At 56.6% G+C, this 25697-nt stretch carries 27 protein-coding genes; 20 read left to right on the top strand and 7 right to left on the bottom strand.

The features are described 5' to 3' along the window. The first annotated feature begins 4 nt into the window (after positions 1-4). Entirely contained in the window at positions 5-406 is a 402-nt protein-coding gene (gene tppA / locus G5154_RS10140) for a type IVa pilus pseudopilin TppA (RefSeq protein ID WP_216980088.1), read from the top strand. Between the two features lie 3 nt (positions 407-409). On the opposite strand, the gene G5154_RS10145 is transcribed toward tppA, so the two are convergent. Then, positions 410-799, bottom strand: a complete 390-nt coding sequence (locus G5154_RS10145; RefSeq protein ID WP_216980089.1) for a type IV pilin protein — start codon at positions 797-799, stop codon at positions 410-412. Positions 800-894: 95 nt separating this feature from the next. Here G5154_RS10145 and G5154_RS10150 point away from each other — a divergent pair, with 95 nt between their 5' ends. From G5154_RS10150 to luxS, 8 genes are all read left to right on the top strand, one after another. Then, on the top strand, positions 895-1446 hold the full coding sequence (locus G5154_RS10150; protein WP_216980090.1) for a GspH/FimT family pseudopilin: 552 nt from the start codon (positions 895-897) through the stop codon (positions 1444-1446). A 20-nt stretch (positions 1447-1466) separates the two neighbouring features. Then, complete coding sequence (locus tag G5154_RS10155; protein WP_216980263.1) at positions 1467-2054, top strand: PilW family protein; 588 nt, start codon at positions 1467-1469, stop codon at positions 2052-2054. A 4-nt stretch (positions 2055-2058) separates the two neighbouring features. Beyond that, the gene (locus G5154_RS10160; protein ID WP_421250765.1) at positions 2059-3165 is read left to right on the top strand and encodes a PilX N-terminal domain-containing pilus assembly protein; all 1107 of its coding nucleotides are present in this window, start codon (positions 2059-2061) and stop codon (positions 3163-3165) included. Between the two features lie 8 nt (positions 3166-3173). Beyond that, positions 3174-5285, top strand: coding sequence for a type IV pilus modification PilV family protein (locus G5154_RS10165; protein ID WP_337073216.1), 2112 nt, complete (start codon positions 3174-3176; stop codon positions 5283-5285). 73 nt (positions 5286-5358) lie between these two features. After that, positions 5359-6981, top strand: a complete 1623-nt coding sequence (locus G5154_RS10170; RefSeq protein WP_421250766.1) for an NAD+ synthase — start codon at positions 5359-5361, stop codon at positions 6979-6981. Positions 6982-6990: 9 nt separating this feature from the next. Beyond that, a complete protein-coding gene (gene glnB / locus G5154_RS10175) occupies positions 6991-7329 on the top strand; it encodes a nitrogen regulatory protein P-II (protein WP_005308848.1) in 339 nt (112 codons plus the stop codon). A 50-nt stretch (positions 7330-7379) separates the two neighbouring features. Further along, positions 7380-7982, top strand: coding sequence for a transglycosylase SLT domain-containing protein (locus G5154_RS10180; RefSeq protein ID WP_421212800.1), 603 nt, complete (start codon positions 7380-7382; stop codon positions 7980-7982). An 18-nt stretch (positions 7983-8000) separates the two neighbouring features. Continuing rightward, entirely contained in the window at positions 8001-8510 is a 510-nt protein-coding gene (luxS, locus tag G5154_RS10185) for an S-ribosylhomocysteine lyase (RefSeq protein WP_017782209.1), read from the top strand. A gap of 326 nt (positions 8511-8836) precedes the next feature. On the opposite strand, the gene G5154_RS10190 is transcribed toward luxS, so the two are convergent. Then, positions 8837-9478: a type II secretion system protein gene (locus G5154_RS10190; protein ID WP_337073220.1), complete on the bottom strand. Its 642-nt coding sequence runs from the start codon at positions 9476-9478 to the stop codon at positions 8837-8839. A 41-nt stretch (positions 9479-9519) separates the two neighbouring features. On the opposite strand from G5154_RS10190, the gene G5154_RS10195 reads away from it, so the two are divergent. From G5154_RS10195 to deoD, 7 genes are all read left to right on the top strand, one after another. Next, entirely contained in the window at positions 9520-10299 is a 780-nt protein-coding gene (locus G5154_RS10195) for a TatD family hydrolase (RefSeq protein WP_216980097.1), read from the top strand. A 216-nt stretch (positions 10300-10515) separates the two neighbouring features. After that, positions 10516-11790: a NupC/NupG family nucleoside CNT transporter gene (locus G5154_RS10200; RefSeq protein ID WP_005341329.1), complete on the top strand. Its 1275-nt coding sequence runs from the start codon at positions 10516-10518 to the stop codon at positions 11788-11790. Between the two features lie 125 nt (positions 11791-11915). Continuing rightward, on the top strand, positions 11916-12086 hold the full coding sequence (locus tag G5154_RS10205; protein ID WP_005340467.1) for a XapX domain-containing protein: 171 nt from the start codon (positions 11916-11918) through the stop codon (positions 12084-12086). Between the two features lie 424 nt (positions 12087-12510). Further along, positions 12511-13284 (top strand): deoxyribose-phosphate aldolase, encoded by a 774-nt coding sequence (deoC, locus tag G5154_RS10210; RefSeq protein ID WP_005341328.1) that lies wholly within the window; start codon positions 12511-12513, stop codon positions 13282-13284. A gap of 109 nt (positions 13285-13393) precedes the next feature. Further along, the gene (gene deoA / locus G5154_RS10215) at positions 13394-14725 is read left to right on the top strand and encodes a thymidine phosphorylase (protein WP_005358033.1); all 1332 of its coding nucleotides are present in this window, start codon (positions 13394-13396) and stop codon (positions 14723-14725) included. Between the two features lie 14 nt (positions 14726-14739). Next, positions 14740-15948, top strand: coding sequence for a phosphopentomutase (locus tag G5154_RS10220; protein ID WP_139408470.1), 1209 nt, complete (start codon positions 14740-14742; stop codon positions 15946-15948). 76 nt (positions 15949-16024) lie between these two features. Continuing rightward, positions 16025-16741, top strand: coding sequence for a purine-nucleoside phosphorylase (gene deoD / locus G5154_RS10225; protein ID WP_040096807.1), 717 nt, complete (start codon positions 16025-16027; stop codon positions 16739-16741). Positions 16742-16801: 60 nt separating this feature from the next. Here deoD and G5154_RS10230 read toward each other — a convergent pair whose 3' ends face one another. Beyond that, positions 16802-17437 (bottom strand): AhpA/YtjB family protein, encoded by a 636-nt coding sequence (locus G5154_RS10230; protein ID WP_005341324.1) that lies wholly within the window; start codon positions 17435-17437, stop codon positions 16802-16804. A gap of 119 nt (positions 17438-17556) precedes the next feature. On the opposite strand from G5154_RS10230, the gene serB reads away from it, so the two are divergent. Next, entirely contained in the window at positions 17557-18567 is a 1011-nt protein-coding gene (gene serB, locus G5154_RS10235; protein WP_421250767.1) for a phosphoserine phosphatase SerB, read from the top strand. A 28-nt stretch (positions 18568-18595) separates the two neighbouring features. Next, complete coding sequence (locus tag G5154_RS10240; RefSeq protein ID WP_421250768.1) at positions 18596-19501, top strand: alpha/beta fold hydrolase; 906 nt, start codon at positions 18596-18598, stop codon at positions 19499-19501. 36 nt (positions 19502-19537) lie between these two features. Here the strand turns inward: G5154_RS10240 and G5154_RS10245 are convergent, their stop codons facing one another. After that, positions 19538-21919: a PilZ domain-containing protein gene (locus tag G5154_RS10245; RefSeq protein ID WP_421250769.1), complete on the bottom strand. Its 2382-nt coding sequence runs from the start codon at positions 21917-21919 to the stop codon at positions 19538-19540. A gap of 100 nt (positions 21920-22019) precedes the next feature. Between G5154_RS10245 and radA the strand changes: the two genes are divergently transcribed. After that, positions 22020-23387: a DNA repair protein RadA gene (gene radA / locus G5154_RS10250; RefSeq protein ID WP_005341318.1), complete on the top strand. Its 1368-nt coding sequence runs from the start codon at positions 22020-22022 to the stop codon at positions 23385-23387. A gap of 81 nt (positions 23388-23468) precedes the next feature. On the opposite strand, the gene G5154_RS10255 is transcribed toward radA, so the two are convergent. Together G5154_RS10255 and G5154_RS10260 are read right to left on the bottom strand one after the other, a co-directional pair. Then, positions 23469-23849, bottom strand: a complete 381-nt coding sequence (locus G5154_RS10255; RefSeq protein ID WP_005340482.1) for a PilZ domain-containing protein — start codon at positions 23847-23849, stop codon at positions 23469-23471. A gap of 100 nt (positions 23850-23949) precedes the next feature. Continuing rightward, positions 23950-24432, bottom strand: a complete 483-nt coding sequence (locus tag G5154_RS10260; protein ID WP_005348975.1) for an Rsd/AlgQ family anti-sigma factor — start codon at positions 24430-24432, stop codon at positions 23950-23952. A gap of 337 nt (positions 24433-24769) precedes the next feature. Between G5154_RS10260 and hupA the strand changes: the two genes are divergently transcribed. Beyond that, the gene (gene hupA / locus G5154_RS10265; RefSeq protein ID WP_005340484.1) at positions 24770-25042 is read left to right on the top strand and encodes a nucleoid-associated protein HU-alpha; all 273 of its coding nucleotides are present in this window, start codon (positions 24770-24772) and stop codon (positions 25040-25042) included. Between the two features lie 141 nt (positions 25043-25183). Here the strand turns inward: hupA and G5154_RS10270 are convergent, their stop codons facing one another. Then, on the bottom strand, positions 25184-25627 hold the full coding sequence (locus G5154_RS10270) for a PACE efflux transporter (protein ID WP_064337327.1): 444 nt from the start codon (positions 25625-25627) through the stop codon (positions 25184-25186). Between the last annotated feature and the right edge of the window lie 70 nt (positions 25628-25697).

Below are 25697 nucleotides of genomic sequence, written 5' to 3' on the forward strand. Positions count from 1 at the left end.
TGGCATGGAACGTGGTTTTACCCTGATTGAGTTGATGATAGTGGTCGCAGTGGTCGCCATTCTGGCCGCGATCGCATATCCCAGTTACAACAACTACATGGCGGCAGCCAAGCGAGCCGAAGCTAAGGCCGTATTGCTGGAAGCTGCACAATATCTGGAGCGGGAGTTTACCGCCAGCGGCAATTATGACGCAGGTAACCTGACCTCTGCCGGCCTGGCGACCCTACCGAGGGATGGTGGTGCTGCTTATTACAATGTGGCGCTCAATGCCAGTGGGGCACGTTATACCCTGACCGCTATTCCGACCGGTGTGATGAATGGCGATCCCTGTGGATTGTTGACCCTCGATCAGAGCGGACTGCAGGGGGTATCACGAGCCACCATGACAGCCACCGAATGCTGGTAGCGTTCAGTTCCAGCACTCGGCAGGGTGCTTGATGTCGGCCTTGTTGATAGTCAGGGTATCACAGGCCGTGCTGCCAGCCTTGTCACCGACCTGGGCCCCCTTGCTGGTGGCTACCAGTGTGTAGGCGGTGGCGGTGGCGCCAGAAATGCTAAAGGTGTAGTAGTCGCTGGTTGGGTTGCCCACACTGGCTATCGCACTGCTGTAACTGGCATTGGAGATGCGAAATTCTTCCTGTTTGAGCTGCATGGTCAACAAGCCCTTGATGGCATCGGCTCGACGAGATTTACGCAGACCGTCGGTAAAGCTCGGGTAGGCGACAGCAGCAATAATGGCAACAATGGCAACGACCACCATCAATTCCAGCAGGGTGATTCCAGATTGTTTGATTCTCATGGGCGCGGCAGGGTTCGTTAAACAGGTAGATACTATAGGATAGTACTTACCTCATACTCTACTGGCATGAGCGAAAAGAAAGGAGTATTTAGCCAATGGAATTCACAGAGGGGCGCTCAGCCGGTTTTACCATGATTGAATTGATGATCGCCATGGCTCTGGTCGCCCTGCTACTAACCGTGGCTATTCCCAGTTACCAGTCATTGCGCCAGGAACAGATGGTCAAGGCGGCTACCCAAGCTGTTTACACGGATATCATGCTGCTCAAGTCTGAGGCTATCAAACGTAATAAACCGATTATCTTCAAGATATTTAATGCGGGGCAGGCCAATTGGTGCTATCGCATAGCTCTTGATTCTACATGTAATAGCTGCATGGATTCATGTTCTGCTATTGAAGGTCGCAAGGGCGTCGATGCCAGCGAGTTTAAGGGTATTACTCTGACTACAAACTATGAGTTATCCGGTTCTGAACATGCTCTTGAAATCAATAATCGCAGAGGCTCATTCAAAGATCTTCACGGCAGTGGCGGTTTGGGCAATGGTTCTATTTGTCTGAAGAACGGTGCCTCTGAGCACAGGGTTATTATTGCCACGAATGGCCGAGTGAGAACCGAGCCTGTAACGGGGAGCTCTCCATGCGATTAGGTCTGGCACGAGGCTTTAACATAGTCGAGTTAATGGTGGCCATGGTCGCAGGTTTGTTTTTGGTCGCGGCAGTAACATCCTTGTTCGCCACTATTCTCAAGGCCAATCAAACATCGATGCAGGTGAGTCGTCTAAATCAGGAACTGCAAAGTATCACCGATATGATTGCCCGCGATGTACAGCGAACCGGTTACGACCAGGCTGCGACTGCATTCCTCGGTGCTGCATCGGGTGTCAAATCGCCATTTTATTTTGATACCACCAGCGATTTGAGGAGTGAAACGATCAGTGGCTCCAAGATTTATCGCTGTATCAGGCTGAAATACGATGATGATAACAATGGAATACTTGGTACCAATGAAACCTTTATTTACAGCTACGACAGTGCTGACAAAGGGGTACAACTTGGTTCCAGTTGCAGCACAGGTAATTTACTTAGCACCGATGACACTATTGAGGTGACTGACCTGACTTTTTCGCTCCTTGGAAGCAGTGCCTCGGCTGGCGCGAGAACGGTACGTTTGAGCATATCGGGTCAGTTAAAGGCGAATCCCGCACTTAAACTCACCCTGCAGCGTGATATCAAGCTGCGTAACGACGGGTATTGATGCCATGAAACGTCATCTTGGCTTTACCACATTCACTATTACGCTATTGCTTATTGTGATCCTGCTTGGCATTTCATTGCTGGCGGGCAAACTGATGGTAGCAGACCGTCGTGTCAGTCTTAATGAAGTACAGTATCGCCAGGCACTTGCACTGGCCGAGCTGGGCCTCTCGGATGGGGTTGGACGGCTCACGCAAGATGCTGCTTGGCGTACCCCTAGTAGCGGTATATCTATCACTGTTTCAGCTGGAAATTATACCCTGCAGGCACAGGACGAACCGGCAGTGGTTGTCGGTGGGGCGAATGTAGTTCCTGTTAGAGTGCGCGCTATGGCGAGCTTGGTGGACAGTACTGCCAATGCCGAGGTTGAAATTAAGGCCATCAAGATAAGCGTATTGGCGGGCACACCGGCGGCCCCTCTGACGATTGCTGGTGGCATGGCAGTATCCGGCAACTTTACAGTGGTGGCTAACCCCAACGGTGGAGGACCGGGCGTCCCGCTATCAGTCTGGACAAATGGCAATGTGGATTTGACCAATGGTTCTGGCCAGACCTGCCATCAGGGGGACTACAGCGGCGGGTGCAGTGCTTACATTAGTCAGAAGGGCGATAAACAGTCGGACATAAAAGACAATGATACTGCATTCCCCACTGATCTGGTCTGGTATCTGTTCAATGAAAATGACGACGCTACAGGGTGGGCCAATCTGGAGTCGCGAGCAGTACAACTACTGAAAAATTGTGATTCGCTTTCGACGGCATCGAGCGGCCTGATTATTGTCGATGGAGACTGTAAACCGGGTGGGTCAATTGGGTCTACATCTGCGCCTGTAGTACTCATCGTGCGCAATGGCAATCTGACAGTAAATGGGAGCGCCACCATCTATGGACTGGTGTTTGCCTATTCATCCACACCTGCAACTACGACTACCGATATCAGCTTGAAAGGGGGGGCCATCGTCAATGGTGCTGTAGTGGCCAACTATCAACTGGGCAAAACGGCTAACGGTACCTTTGATGCCAAGTATGATCAGGCGGTGTTGAGCAATATCGAAAATGGGGCGGCGTTTCAGAGCATCAATCTGGTGCCTGGTAGCTGGCGCGATTGGTAGGAGCATGTATGAAACCGCACAAGGGATTTGGGCTGTTAGAGATTTTGATCACTCTGGTTCTGCTGGGGGTGGGGGTTGCTGGACTGGTGGCTATGTCTCGTTCATTGCTCAATACCTCTCAGGATAGTCGCCGCTATGAAGTAGCCATGCGGCTGGCGGAGTCAAAGCTGGATGCATTTCGTACCTTCAATGGGGTGGTGAGTGCGGTTTCTCCGCTCACTGCCTATAACAGTATCGCGGCCGGTTCCAGCTCGGCCACTCCTCCCGATGGTGGTGGGACTTATGCTCTTACTTGGTCTGTCAGTAACCAGTACTGGAATGGTTCTGCTTGGCAAACGGCTATCCCGGCGGGTTACTTGCGTGCCTACCCTGGCCGAAAGGTGGTTAATGTAACCGTCAGCTGGAGTGACAGCGTCGGGCAGTCTCATTCCTTGCTGCTTTCTGGCGCTGTATCGCCGGTGGAGTCGTTAACCCAGAATCAGTTTAACGGGGGGCTGGATACCAGTCGCGAACCGCCCCATGTGGTTTATACCCCCGGGGTTGCGCCTGATGTCATTTCCATCCAGATTGACCAGGAAGGGCGCAAACAAGAGACCAGCAAGCCATTGCCCACCGTGACCTCCAAGGACGGTACTGTCGGCAAATTGGTGCAATTCGAGACAGTTACCTATAAGCCAGACAATGGTGGCAATACCCAACAGGTGCTGCAGGATCTGGCATCGGTTTCCTGTTCCTGCAGCTATGGCTCGAGCGTTAATGCCTACTTGCCAGGTAAGGCCATTTTGACCAGCAGCAATCTGTTGTACTGGAACGTGGGCTCTCAGGTTACCAAGCAGACCGGGGTACTTAATAGCAGTGTCAGAGATCAACCGAGTCTCTGCACCAGCTGCTGCAAGGATCATTTCGATGGTAGCGGCAGCAGTTTCGAGCAGTTTTACGCTCCACTCAATACCAGCCGACTGCGCTACAACAGTGGCCTCTCATCGGTCAATAGCGGCGATTATGTGGATGCCTGCCGCTTTGTCAGGCTTGATGGCTACTATCGTCCCCTGCCGGACTGGAACCTGATCAAAGTTATCGTGACCAGCGCTGATTTTCTTGCCAAGCCCGCAAACCAGACTAGCTATCAGAACTACATCAAGTACGTAGTTACTACCTACATCACCTGGCAGAAGAACATTCTCAACTGGACCGCAAACCCCACGGCTACGGCGCCGACGATCACCGAGTTTGCGGATTGGTTGCCTGCCAATGCTGCGACAGGAGGAGATACCAGCACCAAGATCACCATGAATACGGGGACCGCCCAGTTGATTGCCAGAGGTATCTACGTGGATCTGCTCTCGCCAGACAGTCTCGCGAAGCTCGATCTGACTTCTCAGGATCTGTTGGCCAAGGTCCCGTTTCAGGATATCAATCTGACCATGCTGGCGGAGTGGAGTCTGGTGCCATTGAGTGGCCAGTTGACTGGCAGTGCCTCTGACTATGTCGGTGTGACCAACGAGCCGGTCAAGACTGTCGTTGATCTTGGCAGCTATTATTTTGGTAGCTATAGCCGTGGCTATCTGTCCGCCAAGAAGAGCACCAAGGATGCATCCAACGTGTTGCAAAGTGCATCGATCAAGGTGACTGCCTATCAGGGTAACTCGGGGATCACCGCTTCGCTTATCTCACCGGTAGACCGAAATGAGGCCAAGGTCGCCATCATGCCTATCTCGGTCGATACCAGCTCCCAGACGGTGCCAACCCTCACGGTATCAGGGCGGATCGAGTGCCTAGAAAAAGTCAGTAACAAGGATTCATCGCCTACGGCGTGCAATAAGAATACCTTTAACGGGCTGAATCCGCCCACTACGACTACTAGTGGTGCCACTTGCCGTATTGATAAACCCCAAGCTAACAACCAGCCGGCCACCTATGTCTGTACTGCTCCGCAAAACAGTACTCTGGTGATAAGTTTTTCTTATAGTGCCCAGGGCAATACAGCCTATTTGCTGAAGCCCGCTTCTCTGAGCATTGCCATGACACCGCCTGCCAACGGTCAGGTGATTAGCGGTCCTTGTGCCCTGCTGGTGGACAATGGTGTAACCAACGCAACCAATCTAAGTTGCACCCCTTGAATCCGGGGCGCTGGCACAGCCAGCGCCTTTTCTTTATCATTCCCCATCATTTTCGAATACAAGATGCATCGCCATGGCAAAAGCCCTCTCTCTGATGCTTGCCCAGTTGAATCTGACGGTAGGCGCCATCGAAGATAACACTGACAAAGTGCTCGCTGCGGCGGCTCAGGCCGAGCGGCAAGGTGCCGATCTGCTGGTCTGCTCCGAGCTGGCCCTGACCGGCTATCCTCCGGAAGATCTGCTACTGCGCGCCGACCTGATGGTCCGGGTGGAAGCCGCGCTGACCCGCATCGCGGCATGGCAAGGTGCTTGCGCCATTCTGGTGGGCCATCCCTGGCGTGAAGGGGAGGCGCTCTATAACGCCGCCTCCCTCTATGAGCAAGGCAAGCTGATTGCCCGTTACTTCAAGCAGGACTTGCCCAACTACGGGGTATTCGACGAGAAGCGCTACTTCACCGCCGCGACCGAGACTTGTGTGGTGCCGTTCCGTGGTCACCAGCTGGGGATGCTCATTTGCGAAGATTTATGGCAGCCGGGTCCGGCGCTGGCCGCTAAGGCCGCGGGGGCAGAGCTGCTGCTCACTATCAATGCCTCGCCCTATGATCAGGAGAAACCCTGGATCCGCCGCGAGCTGATGGCCGAGCGCTGCGATCAGACCGGTCTGCCACTGGTTTACCTCAATCAGGTATGCGGTCAGGATGAGCTGATTTTCGACGGCTGCTCCAAGGTGTTCAGCAGCCAGGGCGAGTTGACCCACAAGCTGGCCCCGTTTGCCGAAGAGCTGGCGCTGGTACGTTTTGCTGATGGTCAGCCGGTGAAGGAGCGGGAACCCGCTGCGCCGCTCGAGCCGTTGGCCGAGACCTATCAGGCGCTGGTGCTGGCAGTGCGCGACTACGTTACCAAGAACGGCTTCCACGGCGCTGTGCTGGGCCTATCTGGCGGCATCGACTCGGCGCTGACGCTGGCCATTGCGGCCGATGCCATCGGGGCCGACAAGGTGCAGGCAGTGATGATGCCGTTCCGCTACACCGCCCAGATGAGCGTGGAGGATGCCAAGGAGCAGGCTGAGCGGATGGGGGTGGAGTTCAATATCATCTCCATCGAGCCCATGTTCGAGGGCTTTATGGCCCAGCTGGCACCGCTGTTTGAAGGGACTGCCCGCGACACCACCGAGGAGAACTTGCAGGCGCGCTGCCGTGGCGTGCTGTTGATGGCGCTCTCCAACAAGCGTCGCCGTATCGTGCTGACCACCGGCAACAAGAGCGAGATGGCTGTCGGCTATGCGACTCTTTATGGCGACATGGCCGGTGGCTTCGATGTGCTGAAAGATGTGCCCAAGACGCTGGTGTTCAAGTTGTGCGAGTATCGCAACTCGGTCGACTACGTGATCCCGCAGCGGGTTATCGACCGCCCCCCTTCGGCAGAATTGGCGCCGGATCAGGTGGATCAGGACAGTCTGCCCCCGTACGACATCCTCGATGCGATCCTCAAACGCTATGTGGAAGAGGATGCCTCGGTCGCCGACATGGTGGCAGAAGGGTTCGAGGAAGCGGTGGTACGCAAGGTGATCCGGTTGGTGGATCTCAACGAATACAAGCGCCGTCAGGCGGCGGTCGGGCCCCGCATCACGGCTCGCAACTTTGGTAAGGATCGCCGTTACCCCATTACTTCCGGGTTCGGTAAACAGAACTGGTAAGGAGTCACCATGAAGAAGATTGAAGCCATCATCAAACCGTTTAAGCTGGACGATGTGCGCGAAGCCCTGGCCGAGATCGGCATCAACGGCATGACCGTCTCCGAAGTCAAAGGCTTCGGTCGCCAGAAGGGTCACACCGAGCTCTATCGCGGTGCCGAATATATGGTCGACTTTCTGCCCAAAGTGAAAGTGGAGCTGGTGGTACAGGACGAGGATCTCGATGCCTGTCTGGAAGCGATCCAGAATACCGCCCGCACCGGCAAGATTGGTGACGGCAAGATCTTCGTCTGCGAGGTGGAGCGCGTCATTCGTATCCGTACCGGCGAAGAGAACGAAGACGCTATCTGATGTCGTTTTTGCCTCGTTATGTTCAGGAGAGCAAAACAAGTTCTGCTCTGATGTCCCGAAAGCGCATAGTGGCGGTGGCCGGCCTGCTGGCAGTACTCACTGCGTGCAGTACCCGCCCGCCGGCCCAGCCGGAAAATCTGTGCCAGATCTTTCGCGAGAAGCCGGAGTGGCACAAGGCCGCGCTCAAGATGAACGAGAAGTGGGGGACGCCGATCCATGTGGTGATGGCCATGATGTATCAGGAATCCTCCTTCGTGCACGATGCCCAGCCGCCGATGCAGTATTTCCTCTTCATCCCGACCGGGCGGGCCAGTTCGGCCTACGGCTATGCCCAGGTCAAAGATGAAACCTGGGCCGACTACCAGCGGGAAACCGGCAACGGCTGGAGCGATCGCGACGACTTTGCCGACGCCATCGACTTCATGGGCTGGTACACTCACAAGGCCCAGCGGCTGAACGGCACCTCCAAGTGGGATGCGTATGGCCAGTATCTCAACTATCACGAAGGGTGGGGTGGCTATCGGCGTGGCAGCTACCGCAGCAAGGGATGGCTTATGAAGACATCCCGCAAGGTGGAGGCCCGCGCCCAGCGCTACGGCGCCCAGTATCGACAATGCAAGGATCAGCTCTCCAGCGGGGGCTGGTTCTGGTAACCAAATCAGGAGTCAGAAATGCCGTTATTGGACAGTTTTACCGTTGACCACACCCGCATGGCTGCGCCGGCGGTGCGTGTTGCCAAGACCATGCAGACCCCGAACAAGGACACCATTACCGTGTTCGACCTGCGTTTCTGCGTGCCGAACCAGGAGATCCTCTCCGAGCGCGGCATCCACACCCTCGAGCACCTGTTTGCCGGTTTCATGCGTGATCACCTGAACGGCAATGGGGTGGAGATCATCGACATCTCCCCCATGGGTTGCCGTACCGGCTTCTACATGAGCCTGATCGGTGCACCGGACGAAGCCCGGGTTGGCGCCGCCTGGCAGGCCGCCATGAGCGACGTGCTGACCGTGCAGGAGCAGGGCAAGATCCCCGAGCTGAACGAGTATCAGTGCGGCACCTACAGCATGCACTCGTTGGAAGAGGCGCACGCCATCGCCCGTCATGTGCTGGAGCGCGGTATCGGCGTCAACCACAACGACGAGCTGGCCCTGCCGGAAGAGAAACTGAAGAGCCTGTGAGGCGGATGAGCTGTCGCTCATCGGGTAATCTCTTCGGGGAATGTTAAAAGAGCCAGTCAGCTATGCTGACCGGCTCTTTTTTTATTTCGCCCGATCGCGGTCGTGGGGATGACTTGCTCCCCTTGCCGACTCTGATTAGGATGGTTTTTGACCTGAATCTGTTGGCGGAGGTGTGACGATGAAGGGGGTATTGCTGCGTTGGTTGGCCCGTTACGATGCGTGGTGTGAGGAGTGGGGCCTCACCCAGGAGAACCGGCGCTGCTGTACGCCGGTTCGTTATGATGATGATTCAAGCCAAGAGCGAGCTGGCGCAGAAGAGGCTGAGCTCAATCAAAATTGCGGGTCACGGCGCCGGTAACGCTGTTGTACTCGAAGCCGAGGCCATTTAGATAATCCGAGCTGGTTTGGAAGCGGTTGATTGAGTCGCGCAGGATATAGCGGCAGTTGAAGTGTTTCTCGTTGCCTTCATCCTCATCTTGATGGCCTGAACCGACTTGTGTGGATAGATAATCAAACCCTTCTGGGATATTCACAGCGTTGGGAGCTATGGGGGTGACCGTTTGGTCTCCATCAAGCAGGTCATTGAATAGCAATTCACAGTCATCATCATTGTTGACCGATATATGGTTACCTGAGCCCGGCTGATATGGTTTATCGCTTCCCGCACTCCCTTGATCTTCCTTCGAGCCCGTTGGCCAACCATATCGATTGATATCCAATTTGCCTTTACCAAAGCTGCTCAGATTGTAGAGCGCGATTGCTTGTCCCTGCATTTTCACCGCCCATCCAGCATGAGCCAGCTGAACTGCACTGGCAAAGCTGCCTGCGGTCGCCGAGACCGTGCTTTTCAGGGCATCATCCTTGATATTGATAAAGCGGGGCAGGGCGGTGACGGCCAGGATCCCCAGCACTATGATCACCAGCACCAGTTCAATCAGGGTAAAGCCGTTGTTTCTGTTGTTCATCATGTTCAATGACCCATTAAATACCGCAAACAGGTGTGAGTGATATGCAGCTGATAGATACCCATTGCCATCTCGACTTTCCGGTGTTCGACCAGGACAGGGAGGCGCTGCTGGCCCGTTGTCGGGCATTAGGGGTGACGGAGTATATCATTCCTGCCATCGCAGAGGATAACTGGACTCGTGTGATGGCACTGGCAGAGCAACATGACGGCCTCTTTTATGGTCTGGGCATTCATCCCTGGTATGCCGGTGAACAGCGTGAGGGGGTGATGGAACGGCTGCGAACGCTGGTGATGAGCCAGCCTGCCGGGCTGGTGGCCATTGGCGAGTGCGGGCTGGACCTCCGTTCTCACGTGCCGCAGGAGGGGCAGCGTGCGCTGTTTGAGGCTCAGATCCGGCTGGCTGCCGATGTCGGGCTTCCCCTGATGATCCACTCGGTGCGTGCCAATGACACTGTGGCCAAGCTGTTGCGCCGTTTCAAGCCGCCTCGTGGCGGGGTGATCCATGCTTTCAGCGGTTCGTTGCAGCAGGCGGAGGCCTTCTGGCAACTAGGCTTTCGACTCGGGGTGGGCGGGGTAATCAGTTTTGAGCGGGCGAACAAGACGCGAGAGGTATTTCGGGCTATGCCGCTCGAGGCTTTGGTGCTGGAAACCGATTCGCCCGATATGCCGTTACAAGGTGATCAAGGCACCCGGAATACCCCGGAAGCGCTGCCGAAAATAGCAGAAATATTGATGACATTGCGGGAGGAATCATCGGTAGATGTTGCCAAGGTGTTATTTGAAACTGCCCGGCATCTTTTCCATCACGACCTATTGTCATGAAACAAATTCGCAACACCTGATTTAGTTGTCAGGAAAAAAAATGAGCGTAAAAATCGTTTGCTGTCTAATTTTGTGACACTTGGGCATTTTGATAACGATAAAATGTGACCAGCATTCTATTTTATCGGACTTTAATTAGTATAATGCGCTCCCCTTGATTAGTTGGGTTTGATAACAACTCACTAACAAGCCAGGTGCTACTAGAGGAAGATAATAATGAATTTGTTCATGGGTCTGGTAGGGATGGCGACGCTCGTCCTTATCGCGGTGCTGTTCTCCAGCAATCGCAAGGCAATCAACGTACGTACCGTTGTCGGTGCGTTCGCAATTCAAGCCGGTCTGGGGGCGTTTGTACTCTATGTTCCGGTTGGTCGCGATATCCTGGTCGGCGTGTCCGATGCGGTATCCAGCGTGATCAGCTACGGCCAGAACGGGATCGACTTCCTGTTCGGCGGTCTGGTCAGCAACAAGATGTTTGAAGTATTCGGTGGCGGCGGCTTTATCTTTGCCTTCCGTGTTCTGCCGGTCATCATCTTCTTCTCTTCCCTGATTGCCGTGCTCTACTACCTGGGCATCATGCAGATGGTCATCAAGTTGCTGGGCGGCGGCCTGCAGAAAGTGCTGGGCACTTCCCGCACCGAATCCCTCTCTGCAACTGCCAACATCTTCGTCGGTCAGACTGAAGCGCCGCTGGTGGTTCGTCCTTACATCTCCAAGATGACTGACTCCGAGCTGTTCGCCGTCATGTGTGGTGGTCTGGCTTCCGTTGCCGGTTCCGTACTGGCCGGTTATGCCTCCATGGGCGTGAAGATGGAGTACCTGATTGCTGCCTCCTTCATGGCTGCACCGGGTGGTCTGCTGTTCGCCAAGCTGCTGGTTCCCGAGACCGAGACCCCGAACTACGACGAAAGCTCTGCCGATGCCGAGCTGGATGACAAGCCTGCCAACGTCATTGACGCTGCTGCTGCTGGCGCCTCTGCCGGTATGCAACTGGCCCTGAACGTCGGCGCCATGCTGCTGGCATTTATCGGTCTGATCGCCATGATCAACGGCATCTTCTCCGGTGTGGGTGGCTGGTTCGGTTATCCGCAACTCTCTCTGGAACTGCTGCTGGGCTGGATCTTCTCCCCGCTGGCGTTCCTGATCGGTGTGCCCTGGAATGAAGCAGTGGTTGCCGGTTCCTTCATCGGTCAGAAGCTGGTAGTGAACGAGTTCGTGGCTTACCTGAACTTCGCTCCGTACCTGAAAGACGAAGTACTGATCAACGGTGTGGCCATGTCCGATCACACCAAGGCGATCATCTCCTTCGCACTGTGTGGTTTTGCCAACCTCTCCTCTGTTGCCATCCTGCTGGGTGGTCTGGGGTCCATGGCGCCGAACCGCCGCGGCACCATTGCACGCTTTGGTCTGAAAGCCGTACTGGCTGGCTCTCTGTCCAACCTGATGTCTGCCACTATCGCTGGCTTCTTCCTGGCACTGTCCGGCATGTAATCGTCGCCTGACTGACAGGGTATAAACACGAACGCCACGGCACCTGCCGTGGCGTTCGCGTATGGAGCGGTGACAACCGTTTTCCTATCTAAACTAATAATAAAATGAGTCAAATCGGAGGTTATATGAATGAAGTGCTACTGGCGATGGTGGCCGGCTTTATAGTTGGTTTGTTGTTTTCTTTCCTCAAATTGCCGATCCCGGCACCTCCCGTTTTGTCCGGGGTAATGGGGATCGTCGGGGTCTATCTGGGGGGATTGGCCTACTCTTGGATCCTGACTCGTTTCTTTTCGTAAGGCTTTTTTAGACCTGGATTTGCCAGATGTGAGGTACCTCTGAAATTGGCAAATCCGGCTTGCAAACAGGGGGTATCTCGGCTGAAATAGGCGTTGCCAGCAGGGTGCTGGCAATGACTAATACTCGATGAAATCGGGTGTTGGCGGTCAAATGGAATTGATTGGGAAGTCGGGTCAGATGCTGTCGGCCTTTCTCAAGTCTTCATGGAACCAAGTCCGCACTTTTGTAAGAAAGTGACAGGGCTCTTGCCTTATTTACAGTCGCAGTGCCTGCAGGGTGTTTTGAATAGCATCCCGATAGTGCCGGTGCCTTCGCACTGTAATTCCATTCCCGTATAGCTGGGGATTACTGCCTGTGCATCCATCGCTGGATGGTATGGTGGTGCCCGGTTATCTGGATTAAATCGAGACTTTGGAGAACAGAATGACTGATCTGAAAGTGGCCGCTCAGCGCGCTCTGAACCTGATGGACCTGACCACCCTGAACGATGACGACACCGATCAGAAGGTGATCGACCTGTGCCATAAGGCCAAGTCACCGGCTGGCCTGACCGCCGCCGTCTGCATCTACCCCCGTTTTATCCCTATCGCTCGCAAGACCCTGCGTGAGATCGGCGCTGCCGACGTACGCATTGCGACCGTGACCAACTTCCCGCACGGCAACGACGACATCGAGATCGCCGTGGCCGAGACCCGTGCCGCTGTCGCCTACGGTGCTGATGAAGTGGACGTGGTGTTCCCGTACCGTGCCTTCATGGCCGGCAATGAACAGATTGGTTTTGATCTGGTCAAAGCCTGTAAAGAGGCCTGTGGTGCCAAGGTGCTGCTGAAAGTGATCATCGAAACCGGCGAGCTGAAAGAAGAGGCGCTGATCCGTCGCGCTTCCGAGATCTGTATCGATGCCGGTGCCGACTTCATCAAGACCTCCACCGGCAAGGTGCCGGTCAATGCGACCCCAGAAGCGGCACGCATCATGATGGAAGTGATCAAGGCCAAGAATCCGAAAGTCGGCTTCAAGCCAGCTGGTGGCGTGAAAGACGCCGCCGTTGCCGGTCAGTACCTGGCCATGGCCGAAGAGATCCTCGGCAACGACTGGGTATCCGCCCGTACCTTCCGCTTTGGTGCATCCAGCCTGCTGGCCAGTCTGCTGGCCACTTTGGGGCATGGCGACAAGCCGGCCAACACCAGCGGTTACTAATAGGTCGATGAGAGGGCGGACAGCTGTCCGCCCTGTTAGCCCCCACCATGCGGTGTGCGGGCAAAGATTCAGGCTTGTGTAACGCCAGCAATGGCGGAGGGAATGAAAGATGTTTTTGCCTCAAGAAATTATTCGCAAGAAGCGCAACGGTGAAGCGCTCAGTACCCAAGAAATTCAATTCTTCGTTCAGGGCATTACCAACAACACCATCGGTGAGGGGCAGATTGCCGCGCTGGCGATGGCGGTCTACTTCAAAGACATGACCATGGATGAGCGGGTTGCCCTGACCTGCGCCATGCGCGACTCCGGCATGGTATTGACCTGGGATCACCTCAATCTGGGTGGCCCGATTGTCGACAAGCACTCCACCGGCGGGGTGGGTGACGTTGTCTCCCTGATGCTTGGCCCGATGGTCGCTGCCTGCGGCGGTTTCGTGCCGATGATCTCCGGTCGTGGTCTGGGCCATACCGGCGGTACCCTCGACAAGCTGGATGCCATTCCCGGCTACCAGACCTCGGTCGACAACGACCGTTTCCTGAAAGTGGTGAAAGAGGCGGGCGTGGCCATCATCGGCCAGACCGGCGATCTCGCCCCTGCTGACAAGCGTATCTATGCAGTACGTGACATTACTGCAACCGTCGAATCCATCGCCATGATCACCGGCTCCATCCTCTCCAAGAAGCTCGCCTCCGGGCTCGAAGCGCTGGTGATGGATGTGAAAGTGGGCTCCGGCGCCTTTATGCCAACCTTCGAAGCCTCCGAAGAGCTGGCCAAGAGCATTGTGGCCGTGGCCAACGGTGCCGGTTGCCGCACCTCTGCGCTTTTGACCGATATGAACCAGGTGCTGGCCTCCAGCGCCGGTAACGCGGTGGAAGTACGTGAAGCGGTGCGTTACCTGACAGGTGAATACCGCAACCCGCGGATCCACGAAGTGACCATGGCGCTGTGCGCCGAGATGCTGATCTCTGCCGGTCTTGCCAGCGACGAGCGCGATGCCCGCACCAAGCTGCAGGCGGTGCTGGATAACGGCAAGGCAGCCGAGATCTTCGGTCGCATGGTGACTGGTCTCGGTGGCCCGGCCGATTTCATGGAGCGTTATGACGCTTACTTGCCCAAGGCTGCCATCGTGCGCCCGGTCTTCGCGGCCAACAGCGGTTTCGTGACCGCCATGGATACACGCGAGCTGGGTCTGGCCGTGGTGGCGATGGGCGGTGGTCGCCGCGCTGCCGGTGACAAACTTGATTATGCGGTCGGTCTGACCGACTTTATCCGCCTGGGTCAAAGCGTTGATGCTGACAAGCCGATCGCGATGATCCACGCTCAGACTGAAGAGCAATATGCTCAGGCTGCCAGCATGGTGCAGGCGGCTGTCCGGATTGGTGGCGAGCGGCCGGAGGCACTGCCTGAAGTGTACCGCCGTATCACCCTGGCCGATTTGTAACAAGGGGAAGACCCATGAAACGTACCTTTATTCTGATGATGGACTCTTTCGGTATTGGCGCTGCTGCCGATGCCGACAAGTTCGGAGATGTGGGCGCCAACACCCTTGGCCATATCGCCAAGGCGTGTGCGGCAGGTGAAATTGAAGGCCGTGGCGCCCTCAATCTGCCCAACCTCAACAAGCTGGGTCTGGGCCATGCCTGCGAGCAGGCCTCCGGCTACTTCCCGGAAGGGCTGAAGAAAGATATCGAGGTGGTCGGTGCCTACGGCTTTGCTCAGGAGCTCTCCTCCGGCAAGGACACCCCGTCCGGTCACTGGGAGATCGCCGGTGTGCCCGTTCTGTTCGAGTGGGGCTACTTCAAGGATCACCACAACAGCTTCCCGCAGGAGCTGCTGGACGCCATCGTCGAGAAGGCCGGTCTGCCGGGTTATCTCGGCAACTGCCATGCTTCCGGTACCCAGGTGCTGGACGATCTGGGCGAAGAGCACATGCGCACCGGCAAGCCGATTCTCTACACTTCTGCCGACTCCGTGTTCCAGATTGCCTGCCACGAAGAGACCTACGGCCTCGAGAAGCTCTATGAGCTGTGCCACATCGTGCGCGAGCTGCTGGAGCCCTACAACATCGGCCGCGTGATTGCGCGTCCGTTCGTGGGTACTGGCAAGGGCAACTTCAAGCGTACCGGCAACCGTCACGACTACTCAGTGCTGCCGCCGGCGCCGACCGTGCTGGATTACATGAAAGATGCGGGCGGTCAGGTAGTCTCCATCGGCAAGATTGCCGACATCTATGCCCAGCAGGGCATCACCAAGCAGGTGAAAGGGACCGGTCTGACCGAGCTGTGGGATCGCACGCTGGAAGAGGTGAAAGCGGCCGGTGACAACACCATCGTCTTCACCAACTTCGTCGACTTCGACTCCTCCTATGGCCACCGCCGTGATGTTGCCGGTTATGCCGGTGCGCTGGAGTATTTCGATTCCCGCCTGCCAGAGCTGTTTGAGCTGCTGCAGGATGGCGACGTGGTGGTGCTGACTGCCGACCACGGCTGCGACCCGACCTGGGGTGGGACCGACCACACCCGCGAATACATTCCTGTGCTGTTCTTCGGCAAGCCGGTCAAGGCCGGCTCCGTTGGTCGTCGCGAGACCTTTGCCGATATCGGCCAGAGCATCGCTGCTTACCACGGTCTGCCGAAACTGGCGTACGGTACCAGCTTCCTGTAATTTACCCGCCCGCCACTTCGGCGGCGGGCAATTTATAAAACAATAAAACTCAACCTAGTGTGAAGGAATCAAGAGAATGGCAACTCCTCATATCAATGCGAAAGATGGCGCCTTTGCTGATACCGTGCTGATGCCGGGCGATCCCCTGCGCGCCAAGTACATCGCTGAAACTTTCCTGGAGAACGTCGAGCAAATCTGCGACGTGCGCAACATGTTCGGCTTCACCGGTACCTACAAGGGCCGTCGTATCTCTGTAATGGGCCACGGTATGGGTATCCCCTCCTGCTCCATCTACGCAAAAGAGCTGATCACCGATTACGGTGTGAAGACCCTGATCCGTGTGGGCTCCTGTGGCGCCGTGCGTGAAGACGTGAAACTGCGTGACGTGGTGATCGGTATGGGTGCCTGCACCGATTCCAAAGTAAACCGTCTGCGCTTCAAGGATCACGATTTCGCTGCCATCGCCGACTTCGACCTGGTTGCCAATGCCGTGCAGGCCGCCAAGAACAAGGGCGTTGCCGTGCGCGTCGGTAACATCTTCTCCGCCGACCTGTTCTACACTCCGGACCCCTCCATGTTCGACGTCATGGAAAAATACGGCATCCTGGGTGTCGAGATGGAAGCCGCCGGTATCTACGGCGTGGCCGCAGAGTACGGTGCCAAGGCACTGACCATCTGCACCGTCTCCGACCATATCCGTACCGGTGAGCAGACCACCTCCGAAGAGCGTCAGCTGACCTTCAACGACATGATCGAAATCGCGCTGGATTCCGTCCTGCTGGGCGACAACTAATCCCGCAGCCTCTGGAACCATGCAAAAACGGCGACCTCTGGTCGCCGTTTCTTTATCCGTTTACTGCGCCGCATCATTGTTGGTTGGCGGTGGGGAGGGCGGGGGACTTCGTTTTTTGTGCTTGCGCACTCGCATATAGTTGCGACGAATGCCGTAGGAGATAAGCAGACCTGCCAGCAGGGCAACCAGCAATATCAGCCGCTGTTTCTCCTGAATCGTTTTGAGTCTGGTGTCCTTGTCCGCCAGCATCTGCTGCTCTTCCAGGGTGATGCGCAGGTAGCCCAGTGTCTGATCGCCATCCAGGACCTCCTGTACGAACTGGATCCGACCCTTACCTTGTTCCGGCATCGATTTGTTGTTGTCGCCGATGGGCAGCAGGCTCTCCAGCGGTACGGCCTGTTCCGACTGTGCGAGCGGAATGCCGCGTCCATCATAGAGAGTGACATCGAGGATCTCCGGCTCGGTCGCCAGATCCCGGGCCAGCCGTTCCAGCTCACTGCTGTTCTCCTCCTTGAGCCAGCGCTTCATGTCGCGGGCAGCATAGGCGACCAGCGCCTGGGCGCGGTTGCGTGCTTCGGTGTGCAGCGCAGCCTGGCTCTCTCCCTGCATATGAAGGAGAACAACAAGTACCCAGCAGCCGAGCAGCAGGCCGGCTACCAGACTGAGCACACGTTTGATGGGAAGATGACGCTGCAAGCGCGAGACCTCATGCTGACAAGGAGTGCCGGATCTTGGCGCTTGCCTGCGCAAAAAGCAATACGCTACTCTGGGTCAGCATTGTTAACCCCCTGATCACCAAGGAAGGCGTATCCCTTATGTTGCTGTCCCGGCTCTCCCCCCAGATATCCGATTGGTCCGCGTTGTTGTCCGGCTCACCTTATTGGCAGCTCAACGCCGATGCGTTGCAACCGACAGAGACCCCGCTGGCGGGCGGTTGGTTGGTGCTGTTTGGCAAGGGGCTGGGCGCCTCCCATCTGGCGTGCCTGTCACCACTGTTGGCTGCGCAGGGGCTGGTGGCCACCCTCTATCCTCCCGCCGAGGTGACGGGTGTGCCGCTGCTGTTGCTTGGCTGCGATCGCTTCTCTCCCGCGCTGGTGGCCGAACTCAAGAGCGGTGAGTGGGAGATCGATCTTTGCCATCTGCCCGCGCTGCCGACCCTGAGCGAGCCCGGCCTGCTGGTGATGGATATGGATTCCACCGCGATCCGTATCGAGTGCATCGACGAGATCGCGCGGCTGGCGGGGGTCGGCGATCAGGTGGCGGCGGTAACAGCTGCTGCCATGCAGGGCAAACTGGAGTTCTCCGACAGCCTGCGCAACCGGGTGGCCCTGCTGGCTGGTGCGCCGGTCACCATTCTCGACGAGGTTGCCGCCAACATGCCGTGGATGCCTGGCCTGCAGCTAATGGTCGATACCCTCAAAGAGGCTGGCTGGAAGATGGCCATCGCCTCCGGCGGGTTTACCCATTTTGCCGGTGAGTTGCAGCAAGTGCTGGGACTCGATGCTATCTTCGCCAACGAGCTGGCGGTGGAAGGGGGGCAGCTGACCGGCAAGGTGAGCGGGCGCATCGTTGATGCCAGCGTCAAGGCCGAGGTGTTACAGCTGCTTGCCCAGGAGTACGGCATTGCTGCCGTCCAGACCGTGGCCATCGGCGATGGTGCCAACGATCTCAAGATGATGGGGGTCGCTGGTCTTGGGATTGCTATTCATGCCAAGCCGCTGGTGCGGGCACAGGCTGCAGCAGCCCTCAATCATCACGATCTGGAGGGCGTGCTCTGCCTGCTGACGGCTCGGTCCTGCAGCGAGCGACGCTGGGATAAGCGCTGAGACCGTTTCAAGGAGGAAACCAATTAAAATGGAATTGTTGCAGCAGTCTCTGTTTATCCCCTGTGGCGCCCATCAACTGCATGTCCGCCATATCAAGCCCCGTGTCGCCGTGCATGGTGAGCCAATCCTGATGGTCCATGGTGCCATCGAGAACGGCCGGATTTTCTACACCGAGTCGGGCAAGGGGCTGGCCTGTTTTCTGGCCCGCCACGGCTATCAGGTCTATGTGGCTGATTTACGAGGGCGTGGGCTCAGCACTCCGGCCATCGCCGAGCAGGCGGAGCACGGCCAGCACGAGCTGATCACCGAAGATCTGCCTGCCCTGCATCGCTGGATTGGCGAGCGCCATCACGGCTTCAAGGTGCATTGGGTGGCTCACTCCTGGGGTGGCGTCATCATGGCCTCGACACTGGTGCGCTTCCCTGAGCTGGCGGAGCAGGTGGCCAGCCTGCTCTTCTTCGGTACCAAACGGGGGGTCTCGGTACAAAATCCGGAACGTTGGTTGAAAGTGGACCTTATCTGGAACCGACTGGCCCCCTGGCTGGCTCGTCGCCGCGGTTTTTTGGCCGCTCGGGATCTCAGGTTTGGAGCCGATGATGAGCCGCTGCGCTATCTGCAGGAGACCATTCCCTGGGTCAAGTGTGGACCCTGGCGGGATCCTTACGACGGTTTTGCCTATGATGAGGGCGCGGCGCGGGTGAACTGGCCGCCGCTCTGGATGATCTCGGCCAAGGCTGACAAGGTATTGGGTCATCCGACCGATGTGCGCCGCTTCAGCGACGAGATGGGGTCAAAGAGTCGTCACACCCGATTGGGGCGTGATAACGGCAACTGCCTCGATTATGACCATATCAATATGCTGACCGCCCCGCAGGCACAGGAGGATCATTTTCCCCAGATCCTTGAATGGCTGCTCCATCCGCAGGCGGCATGACAAAAACAGGGCGCATCTTGCGCCCGGGTCGATAGGTCAGAGGGACGGCGGCGTGATGCCGAGCCGGAACAAGGTTGCCTGGGTGGTGTCGGTCAGCTCGCCAACCCCCACGACACTCCACAGCTCCTCTTCCAGCCGCTTTGCCTTGTGAATAGCGAACTTGGCGATGTAGTCCAGCTCGTTGGCGATGAAGTTGGTGTCGGGGCGTCCTGTGCGGGAGATGCCGACCAGCACAGAGTAGAACTCCCCCTGCTGCAGTGCTTGCTCGATGAACAGGCGTTTCTCCTTTAGGCTGCCAAAGCTGCTGGCAAGGCGACTGGTGCAGATGGGCAGGCCCGCCTTGGTCTGGATGCTGGCAATGTATACCTCATCTTCTCGCGGTTTATCCTCACGCTCAATGGCTCGCAACGGATTCATCAGTAGCTCCTTGAGCAGCTCCCCCTGAAACAGTGGGTAGAGGTTCTCCTGCTCAGGTTGTTCGGCACAGGCGGTGAGTATCCGTTGAAGGCTGCGCGGAGTGAGTGACTTGCCAATGGCAGCGAGCTTGGGAGCCCCCTTCAGCTTGTTGATATAGACCGGTGAGTTGAACAGATGGTGGGTGTAGATATTGCGCAGTGCTCGCGCCAGTCCGCGATAGCGGCGCTGTTCCTGCGCCGCCTTGAGCTTGCTCTGGTTGCTCTCGATCAGCAGGCTGAAGAACTGACGACCTGTATGGCGATCAGAATCCCCATCGATACAGAGGTGCAGCACGGTGCGAGTCATGTTGAGACTAACCAGCCGGTAGGAGAGATGCTGCAGATCCATGCTCTTGGATAACTCCTGCAGACGGGGCAGGGCGATGGTCACCACATCGTTTTTATCACCGGCAAACGCCTCTTCCAGCTCGATCTGCAAGCCATGGGCCGAGATATCTCGGGTCCAGCCAAGCCATGACTTGCCGTTGTGATGGATAGCAACGGCTGTCTTGTGGATATAGCGCAGTTCCTTGCGCAACTGCACATAGTGCAGGGATTCAATCTCGAAGGGGGCAACGCCCAGCTCGTGACCAAAACGTTGTAGTTCATTGGCATTGTTGCCGAGCTCGCCCTCCGGGCGGAACTCCTCCCGTTGGGACTCCAGACTGATCTCCTGCAGCAGGCCGCAATACCCAATCAGTTTGAGACGTTCGAGTAACAGAATATCCTGCAGTTGCGAATTTTCGACCCCCTGCAACTGCCCTACATCTGCCTCCAGCGATTCACACGCCTCCAGTGAAAACTTGTAGACACGCCAGCTGGGACGCCGGGAGCCCACCTGGAAGAAGAGGGCGGTGAGGCCACTCTGGCGAAGCTCTTCAGCAGTGGCAGAGAAGAAATAGATATGGCTGCGTACCGTGTGGGTAAAGCAGTAGATGAGGGTCTCGGTCGTGGTGCCGGGGGCAGGGCAGAGTCGTTTCATCCGTTTTGCTGAGAAGAGTCCCGCCAGGGCATCGCGGTTCTTCTCGTCGCGCCAATACTCCAGCAGGTGCTGGTTGTTCTCGGTGCGCAGGGCTATCTCGAGTGAGGGACTGTCTCCTGTGCTGAAGAAAAGCGGCATGCCGGTCATCCGTGGCAGGTAGAACTGCTCATATCCCTTGATGATGGCGGCGGAGAGCAGATAGTCGACGCTGACCCGATAGCGGATTTTGTTGGCCTCGATGAAGTCGCTAAGGAAGGCATCGAATGCAGGCTGATCGCCAGAGCGCACCAGCCTCAGCCAATATTTCCCCTCCTTGCTCTCTTCACCGAGGATCTGATAACCGACCGGTTGATGCAGCACCGGATTGGGGTGGTCCCGCTCCATTCCTGTGAAGAAGACTTCCACCTGAGCGCCGGTCTGGTAATTGGGCAAATAGGGGACAGAGACTCTCATGCCGCCGAGGGAAAGATCGGAACTTTTGGCGAATAACTTTTCCCCGTCATGAAGTTTGATGAGCAAGGGCGAGCTGAAGTGCATCCGCTCCTGCCGTCGTCCATAGTAACTGGCAAAGACGATGGTGTTGACGTCGTATTGTCGGAAGGGACTGACAGGGGGTTGCAGCAGACCATCTACCCGGGCGTGGTGATGGTTCTTTTGCCATTGCTGCAGTGCTTCGTAAACGCCAAGGGTATAGGCGTCACGGTAGAGATAACACTGGGACTGAAACAGTCCGATGGCCTCGGTCGGCATAAAGTGGGTGATACCGTCGAACTCGTGCACCAGGCACTCGTCCTCCAGCTCATCGCGCATGTCGATAACCCTGCGGCAGGGGGAGCATTTGCGATTTAGCTCCATCTTGATCAGAAAACGGCCGTTGCTGTTTTCGTCCTGAGTCAGACGGTTGAAGATCTCTTCGAAATCTTTCTCCCGCAGCAGGGGTACAAGTTGTTCAATCAGATGTTGTTGGTGTACTGAATCCATGTGTTCCTGCCACGGAAAGTCACTTTTCCGATTCTGGGTTTGATCTGTCGGTCGCAAACAAGTATATCAAGCAGGAATTCATCCTGTCCCCGAGTTATCAATGGCTAAAAATAAAACTGCTTATGTTTGTTCCGAATGTGGTGCCGACTTCACACGCTGGCAAGGTCAATGCAGCGAGTGCAAGGAGTGGAATACCATCACCGAGGTACGCCTTGGCTCCGTCACTCCCGCTGGCAAGAGTGCCCGTTACACCGGTTATGCCGGCGCGGTCGGTAGTCAGGTACAGACATTGGCAGAGATTGCCACCACCGAAATCCCCCGTTTTACTTCCGGTTTCAAGGAGTTGGATCGGGTGCTCGGTGGCGGAGTGGTGCCTGGCTCGGCGATTCTGATCGGTGGTAACCCGGGGGCTGGTAAATCAACCCTGCTGCTGCAGACCATGTGTGGTCTGGCAGAGCGGATGAAAACTCTCTATGTCACCGGTGAGGAGTCGCTCCAGCAGGTGGCAATGCGGGCCAACCGCCTTGGTTTGCCTACCGATAAGCTGCGGATGCTCTCCGAGACCAGCGTTGAGCAAATCTGTTTGATTGCCCAGCAGGAGCAGCCGCAGATCATGGTGATCGACTCCATTCAGGTGATGCATGTGGCGGATGTCCAATCTTCCCCCGGTTCGGTCTCACAGGTGCGTGAGGCGGCAGCGTTACTGACCCGTTACGCCAAGCAGAACCATGTGGCCATCTTCATGGTGGGTCATGTGACCAAGGATGGCAGTCTGGCTGGTCCCAAGGTGCTCGAACATTGCATCGACTGCTCGGTACTGCTCGACGGTGGTCACGATTCCCGCTTTCGAACCCTGCGTTCTCACAAAAACCGCTTCGGGGCGGTCAATGAGCTGGGGGTGTTTGCCATGACTGAACAGGGAATGCGTGAGGTGAGCAACCCCTCCGCTATCTTCCTCAGCCGAGGGCAGGAGCAGGCGCCCGGTTCCATCGTCATGGTTATCTGGGAGGGCACCCGGCCGCTGCTGGTGGAGCTGCAGGCGCTGGTGGACTACTCCCAGCTCTCCAACCCGCGCAGGGTGGCGGTGGGGATGGATCACAACAGGCTCGCCATGTTGCTGGCGGTGCTGCACCGTCACGGCGGGTTGCAGATGGCGGATCAGGATGTCTTCATCAACGTGGTTGGCGGGGTCAAGGTCGAGGAGACCAGTGCGGATCTGGCGCTGCTGCTGGCGATGGTCTCCAGCTTCCGGGATCAGGCACTGCCCAAGGATCTGGTGGTGTTCGGCGAAGTGGGTCTTTCCGGTGAAATTCGCCCGGTGCCGTCTGGCCAGGAGCGGTTGCAGGAGGCGGCCAAGCACGGTTTCCGCCGTGCCATCGTGCCGCACGCCAATGCCCCCAAGCATCCCATCGAAGGGATGGAAGTGGTGCCGGTCAAGAAGCTGTCTGAGGCACTCGAGGCACTGTAATTCTCCTGCATTCCAGTCAAGACAACAGCACAACGAAAAAAGAGCGCCTTGGCGCTCTTTTTTATGGGCTGGAACCTGCCATCAGGGCTGGCTGTGTTCCAGATGCTCGCTCAGCAGTTGTTCCAGCTCGCGGTGGAGCAGCTCTTCGTCGCCGACGTTAAGCTCGATCATCCGCTTGAGATGGGTAGCACTGTCGATATCGATGTGGTGGCAGTAGAAACCCAGCTTCTTGCTGGCTTCGTGGGTCAGCTCGACCTGCATTTTGATCTCGATATCGCTACCGCTCAGGATAAAGCTGAGCTGGTACTCCTTGTTGTCACGGCTCTCCCAGTCGTCGGGGCGGATCAGCAGGGCTCCCTGCAAGGAGACGTCGACAAGCTGGGTCTGCCACTTCTGTTCCCCCTGGGTGAGTTCTGCCATGGTCAAGTAGAGGATCCGTGCAAAACGGCGGCGCTCAGACATGCTCATCTCCTGTATGCAATAAGTGTGGACGCTAGGGTCATTGCTCTGAGTGTAATCCACCTTGGTTGCCAGTATCTTGAACTTGCTCCGAAAATGGCATTCAGGCTTGCTGGGTACTTAAGGATTCCACCACATGAAGCGCCTTGACCAAGCGGTCTTCCTGTTTGAACCGCTCTTCCAGAACCGGACCCAACTCGTTGAGATCATCATCTAGTAGCAGCAATTGGGCCTCGTCGGCATCACTGTATTTGTCGTTGAACTCGAGGGCGAATTCAGTGCTGTTACGAATATGGGGATAGATGCGCTTGGCCAGCTCCAGTGTTTCGCCGCTGGCTTGCTCGAAGGCGGTGACGACGTGGTGGTAGATCTCGAAATGGCCCGCGCTGACATAGTCGACCAGGCGGTCGCAAAACTGATGCAGCTCTTCTGTTTTGGGCAGGCTGCGTTGCTTGGTCCGCGCCGGAGTAAGGCCTGCCAGCTGCATGTATCCGACCAGCAACGCTTGCCTTGCATCCAGCCAGTCGTCGATAGCCTTATGCTTGCCTGCCAGCGCCTGCTTGGTCTGTTCCAGTTTCGTCAACATAATCCCTATCCCTCCGTGGGGCAAAGGCTGGCCGATTGTTCGGTATTCCGAGCCGTTTGAGCAGTGACACAACCTATAACTAGGGAAAATCTGGGCAAGCGTCAATAGCCATGGGGGGATAATGTTAAGTGGCGAAGAAATAGTCAGTGGATTGTGTCTGCGTGCTAGCAGGTTTCAGGCCTGCTCACGGTTTTTCGCGTGTGGAATGTGACTATTTCCGCAGATCTTGATGAAAACCCCAGCGTTTGACGCGTTCGGCTCGATAAAGGCTTTGCCTGTGAGTTTTTTTTTGCATAGAGTGACCCAGCGCTAAATGCCCGATCATAAAGGAAATGTTATGAACAAAGCTCAACTTGTCGATGCGATTGCCGCCAAAGCAGATCTGAGCAAAGCTCAGGCCAAAGTGGCTCTGGAAGAGATCATCAATGGTATTACCCAGAGCTTGAAAGAAGGCGATGCTGTGCAACTGGTCGGTTTTGGCACCTTCAAGGTCACCCACCGCGCAGGCCGCACCGGTCGTAACCCGCAAACTGGTAAAGAGATCCAGATTGCTGCTGCCAACGTGCCTTCATTCGTGGCTGGCAAGGCTCTGAAAGACGCCGTCAAGTAAGTCCGAAAGTCTGTTTTGTCCAATGCCAGTCAGCTTGCTGACTGGCATTGTTTTTATGGGGTTTTCCCATCCTTCCGGTTAGCGCTCCCTGGCTTTTCCTGTTGTACCAGTTCCTTTGTCAACCTTGTTGAGTCTGAGGCCTTATGCCGTCTGCGGAGTGGATGGCAGCGGCCAGATCCGCTCATAGGCCCAGGTAAAGACCATGATGTAGACGAGGTAGAAGGCGACGAAACCGAGATCCAGCATCAGGGCGTCCCACACTCCCAAATCGAGCCAGAACATGACGCAGGGGAGGGAGAGCATCATAAAGCTCGCCTCATAGCCAAACGCGTGCAGGAAGCGGTCCAGTGGTCGTTTGTTGGTGCGCCCGCACAGTTTGAGCAACCCCTTGTCGAACAACAGGTTCCAGCCGTAGGTCCAGGCGGTGGCGACGATGGAGAAGAAGATGGCCAGCGAACCGACCTCGGCGACGCCCTGACCGAACAGCTGGCTGATCAGCGGTGCGACCAGTGCCAGCCCGATGCCTTCGTAGAGAACCAGATAACGAAGTCGATCCGGGGTGGTGCGTAGTTGGGTACTACTCATGGGTGATGTGCCTCCTGTGGGAGGCGCATTCTAATCAGGGAGTGGTTAAAAGAGAAGCATCGGCCCGTCA

The sequence above is a fragment of the Aeromonas sp. 600527 genome (genome assembly GCF_049175415.1).
GTDB classification, from domain to species: Bacteria; Pseudomonadota; Gammaproteobacteria; order Enterobacterales; family Aeromonadaceae; genus Aeromonas; species Aeromonas veronii_A.

Coding starts and splice junctions, on each gene's coding strand:
- tppA (WP_216980088.1), top strand. CDS start 5: ATGGAACGTGGTTTTACCCTGATTGAGTTGATGATAGTGGTCGCAGTG.
- G5154_RS10145 (WP_216980089.1), bottom strand. CDS start 799: ATGAGAATCAAACAATCTGGAATCACCCTGCTGGAATTGATGGTGGTC.
- G5154_RS10150 (WP_216980090.1), top strand. CDS start 895: ATGGAATTCACAGAGGGGCGCTCAGCCGGTTTTACCATGATTGAATTG.
- G5154_RS10160 (WP_421250765.1), top strand. CDS start 2,059: ATGAAACGTCATCTTGGCTTTACCACATTCACTATTACGCTATTGCTT.
- G5154_RS10165 (WP_337073216.1), top strand. CDS start 3,174: ATGAAACCGCACAAGGGATTTGGGCTGTTAGAGATTTTGATCACTCTG.
- G5154_RS10170 (WP_421250766.1), top strand. CDS start 5,359: ATGGCAAAAGCCCTCTCTCTGATGCTTGCCCAGTTGAATCTGACGGTA.
- glnB (WP_005308848.1), top strand. CDS start 6,991: ATGAAGAAGATTGAAGCCATCATCAAACCGTTTAAGCTGGACGATGTG.
- G5154_RS10180 (WP_421212800.1), top strand. CDS start 7,380: ATGTCCCGAAAGCGCATAGTGGCGGTGGCCGGCCTGCTGGCAGTACTC.
- luxS (WP_017782209.1), top strand. CDS start 8,001: ATGCCGTTATTGGACAGTTTTACCGTTGACCACACCCGCATGGCTGCG.
- G5154_RS10190 (WP_337073220.1), bottom strand. CDS start 9,478: ATGATGAACAACAGAAACAACGGCTTTACCCTGATTGAACTGGTGCTG.
- G5154_RS10195 (WP_216980097.1), top strand. CDS start 9,520: ATGCAGCTGATAGATACCCATTGCCATCTCGACTTTCCGGTGTTCGAC.
- G5154_RS10200 (WP_005341329.1), top strand. CDS start 10,516: ATGAATTTGTTCATGGGTCTGGTAGGGATGGCGACGCTCGTCCTTATC.
- G5154_RS10205 (WP_005340467.1), top strand. CDS start 11,916: ATGAATGAAGTGCTACTGGCGATGGTGGCCGGCTTTATAGTTGGTTTG.
- deoC (WP_005341328.1), top strand. CDS start 12,511: ATGACTGATCTGAAAGTGGCCGCTCAGCGCGCTCTGAACCTGATGGAC.
- deoA (WP_005358033.1), top strand. CDS start 13,394: ATGTTTTTGCCTCAAGAAATTATTCGCAAGAAGCGCAACGGTGAAGCG.
- G5154_RS10220 (WP_139408470.1), top strand. CDS start 14,740: ATGAAACGTACCTTTATTCTGATGATGGACTCTTTCGGTATTGGCGCT.
- deoD (WP_040096807.1), top strand. CDS start 16,025: ATGGCAACTCCTCATATCAATGCGAAAGATGGCGCCTTTGCTGATACC.
- serB (WP_421250767.1), top strand. CDS start 17,557: ATGTTGCTGTCCCGGCTCTCCCCCCAGATATCCGATTGGTCCGCGTTG.
- G5154_RS10240 (WP_421250768.1), top strand. CDS start 18,596: ATGGAATTGTTGCAGCAGTCTCTGTTTATCCCCTGTGGCGCCCATCAA.
- G5154_RS10245 (WP_421250769.1), bottom strand. CDS start 21,919: ATGGATTCAGTACACCAACAACATCTGATTGAACAACTTGTACCCCTG.
- radA (WP_005341318.1), top strand. CDS start 22,020: ATGGCTAAAAATAAAACTGCTTATGTTTGTTCCGAATGTGGTGCCGAC.
- G5154_RS10255 (WP_005340482.1), bottom strand. CDS start 23,849: ATGTCTGAGCGCCGCCGTTTTGCACGGATCCTCTACTTGACCATGGCA.
- G5154_RS10260 (WP_005348975.1), bottom strand. CDS start 24,432: ATGTTGACGAAACTGGAACAGACCAAGCAGGCGCTGGCAGGCAAGCAT.
- hupA (WP_005340484.1), top strand. CDS start 24,770: ATGAACAAAGCTCAACTTGTCGATGCGATTGCCGCCAAAGCAGATCTG.
- G5154_RS10270 (WP_064337327.1), bottom strand. CDS start 25,627: ATGAGTAGTACCCAACTACGCACCACCCCGGATCGACTTCGTTATCTG.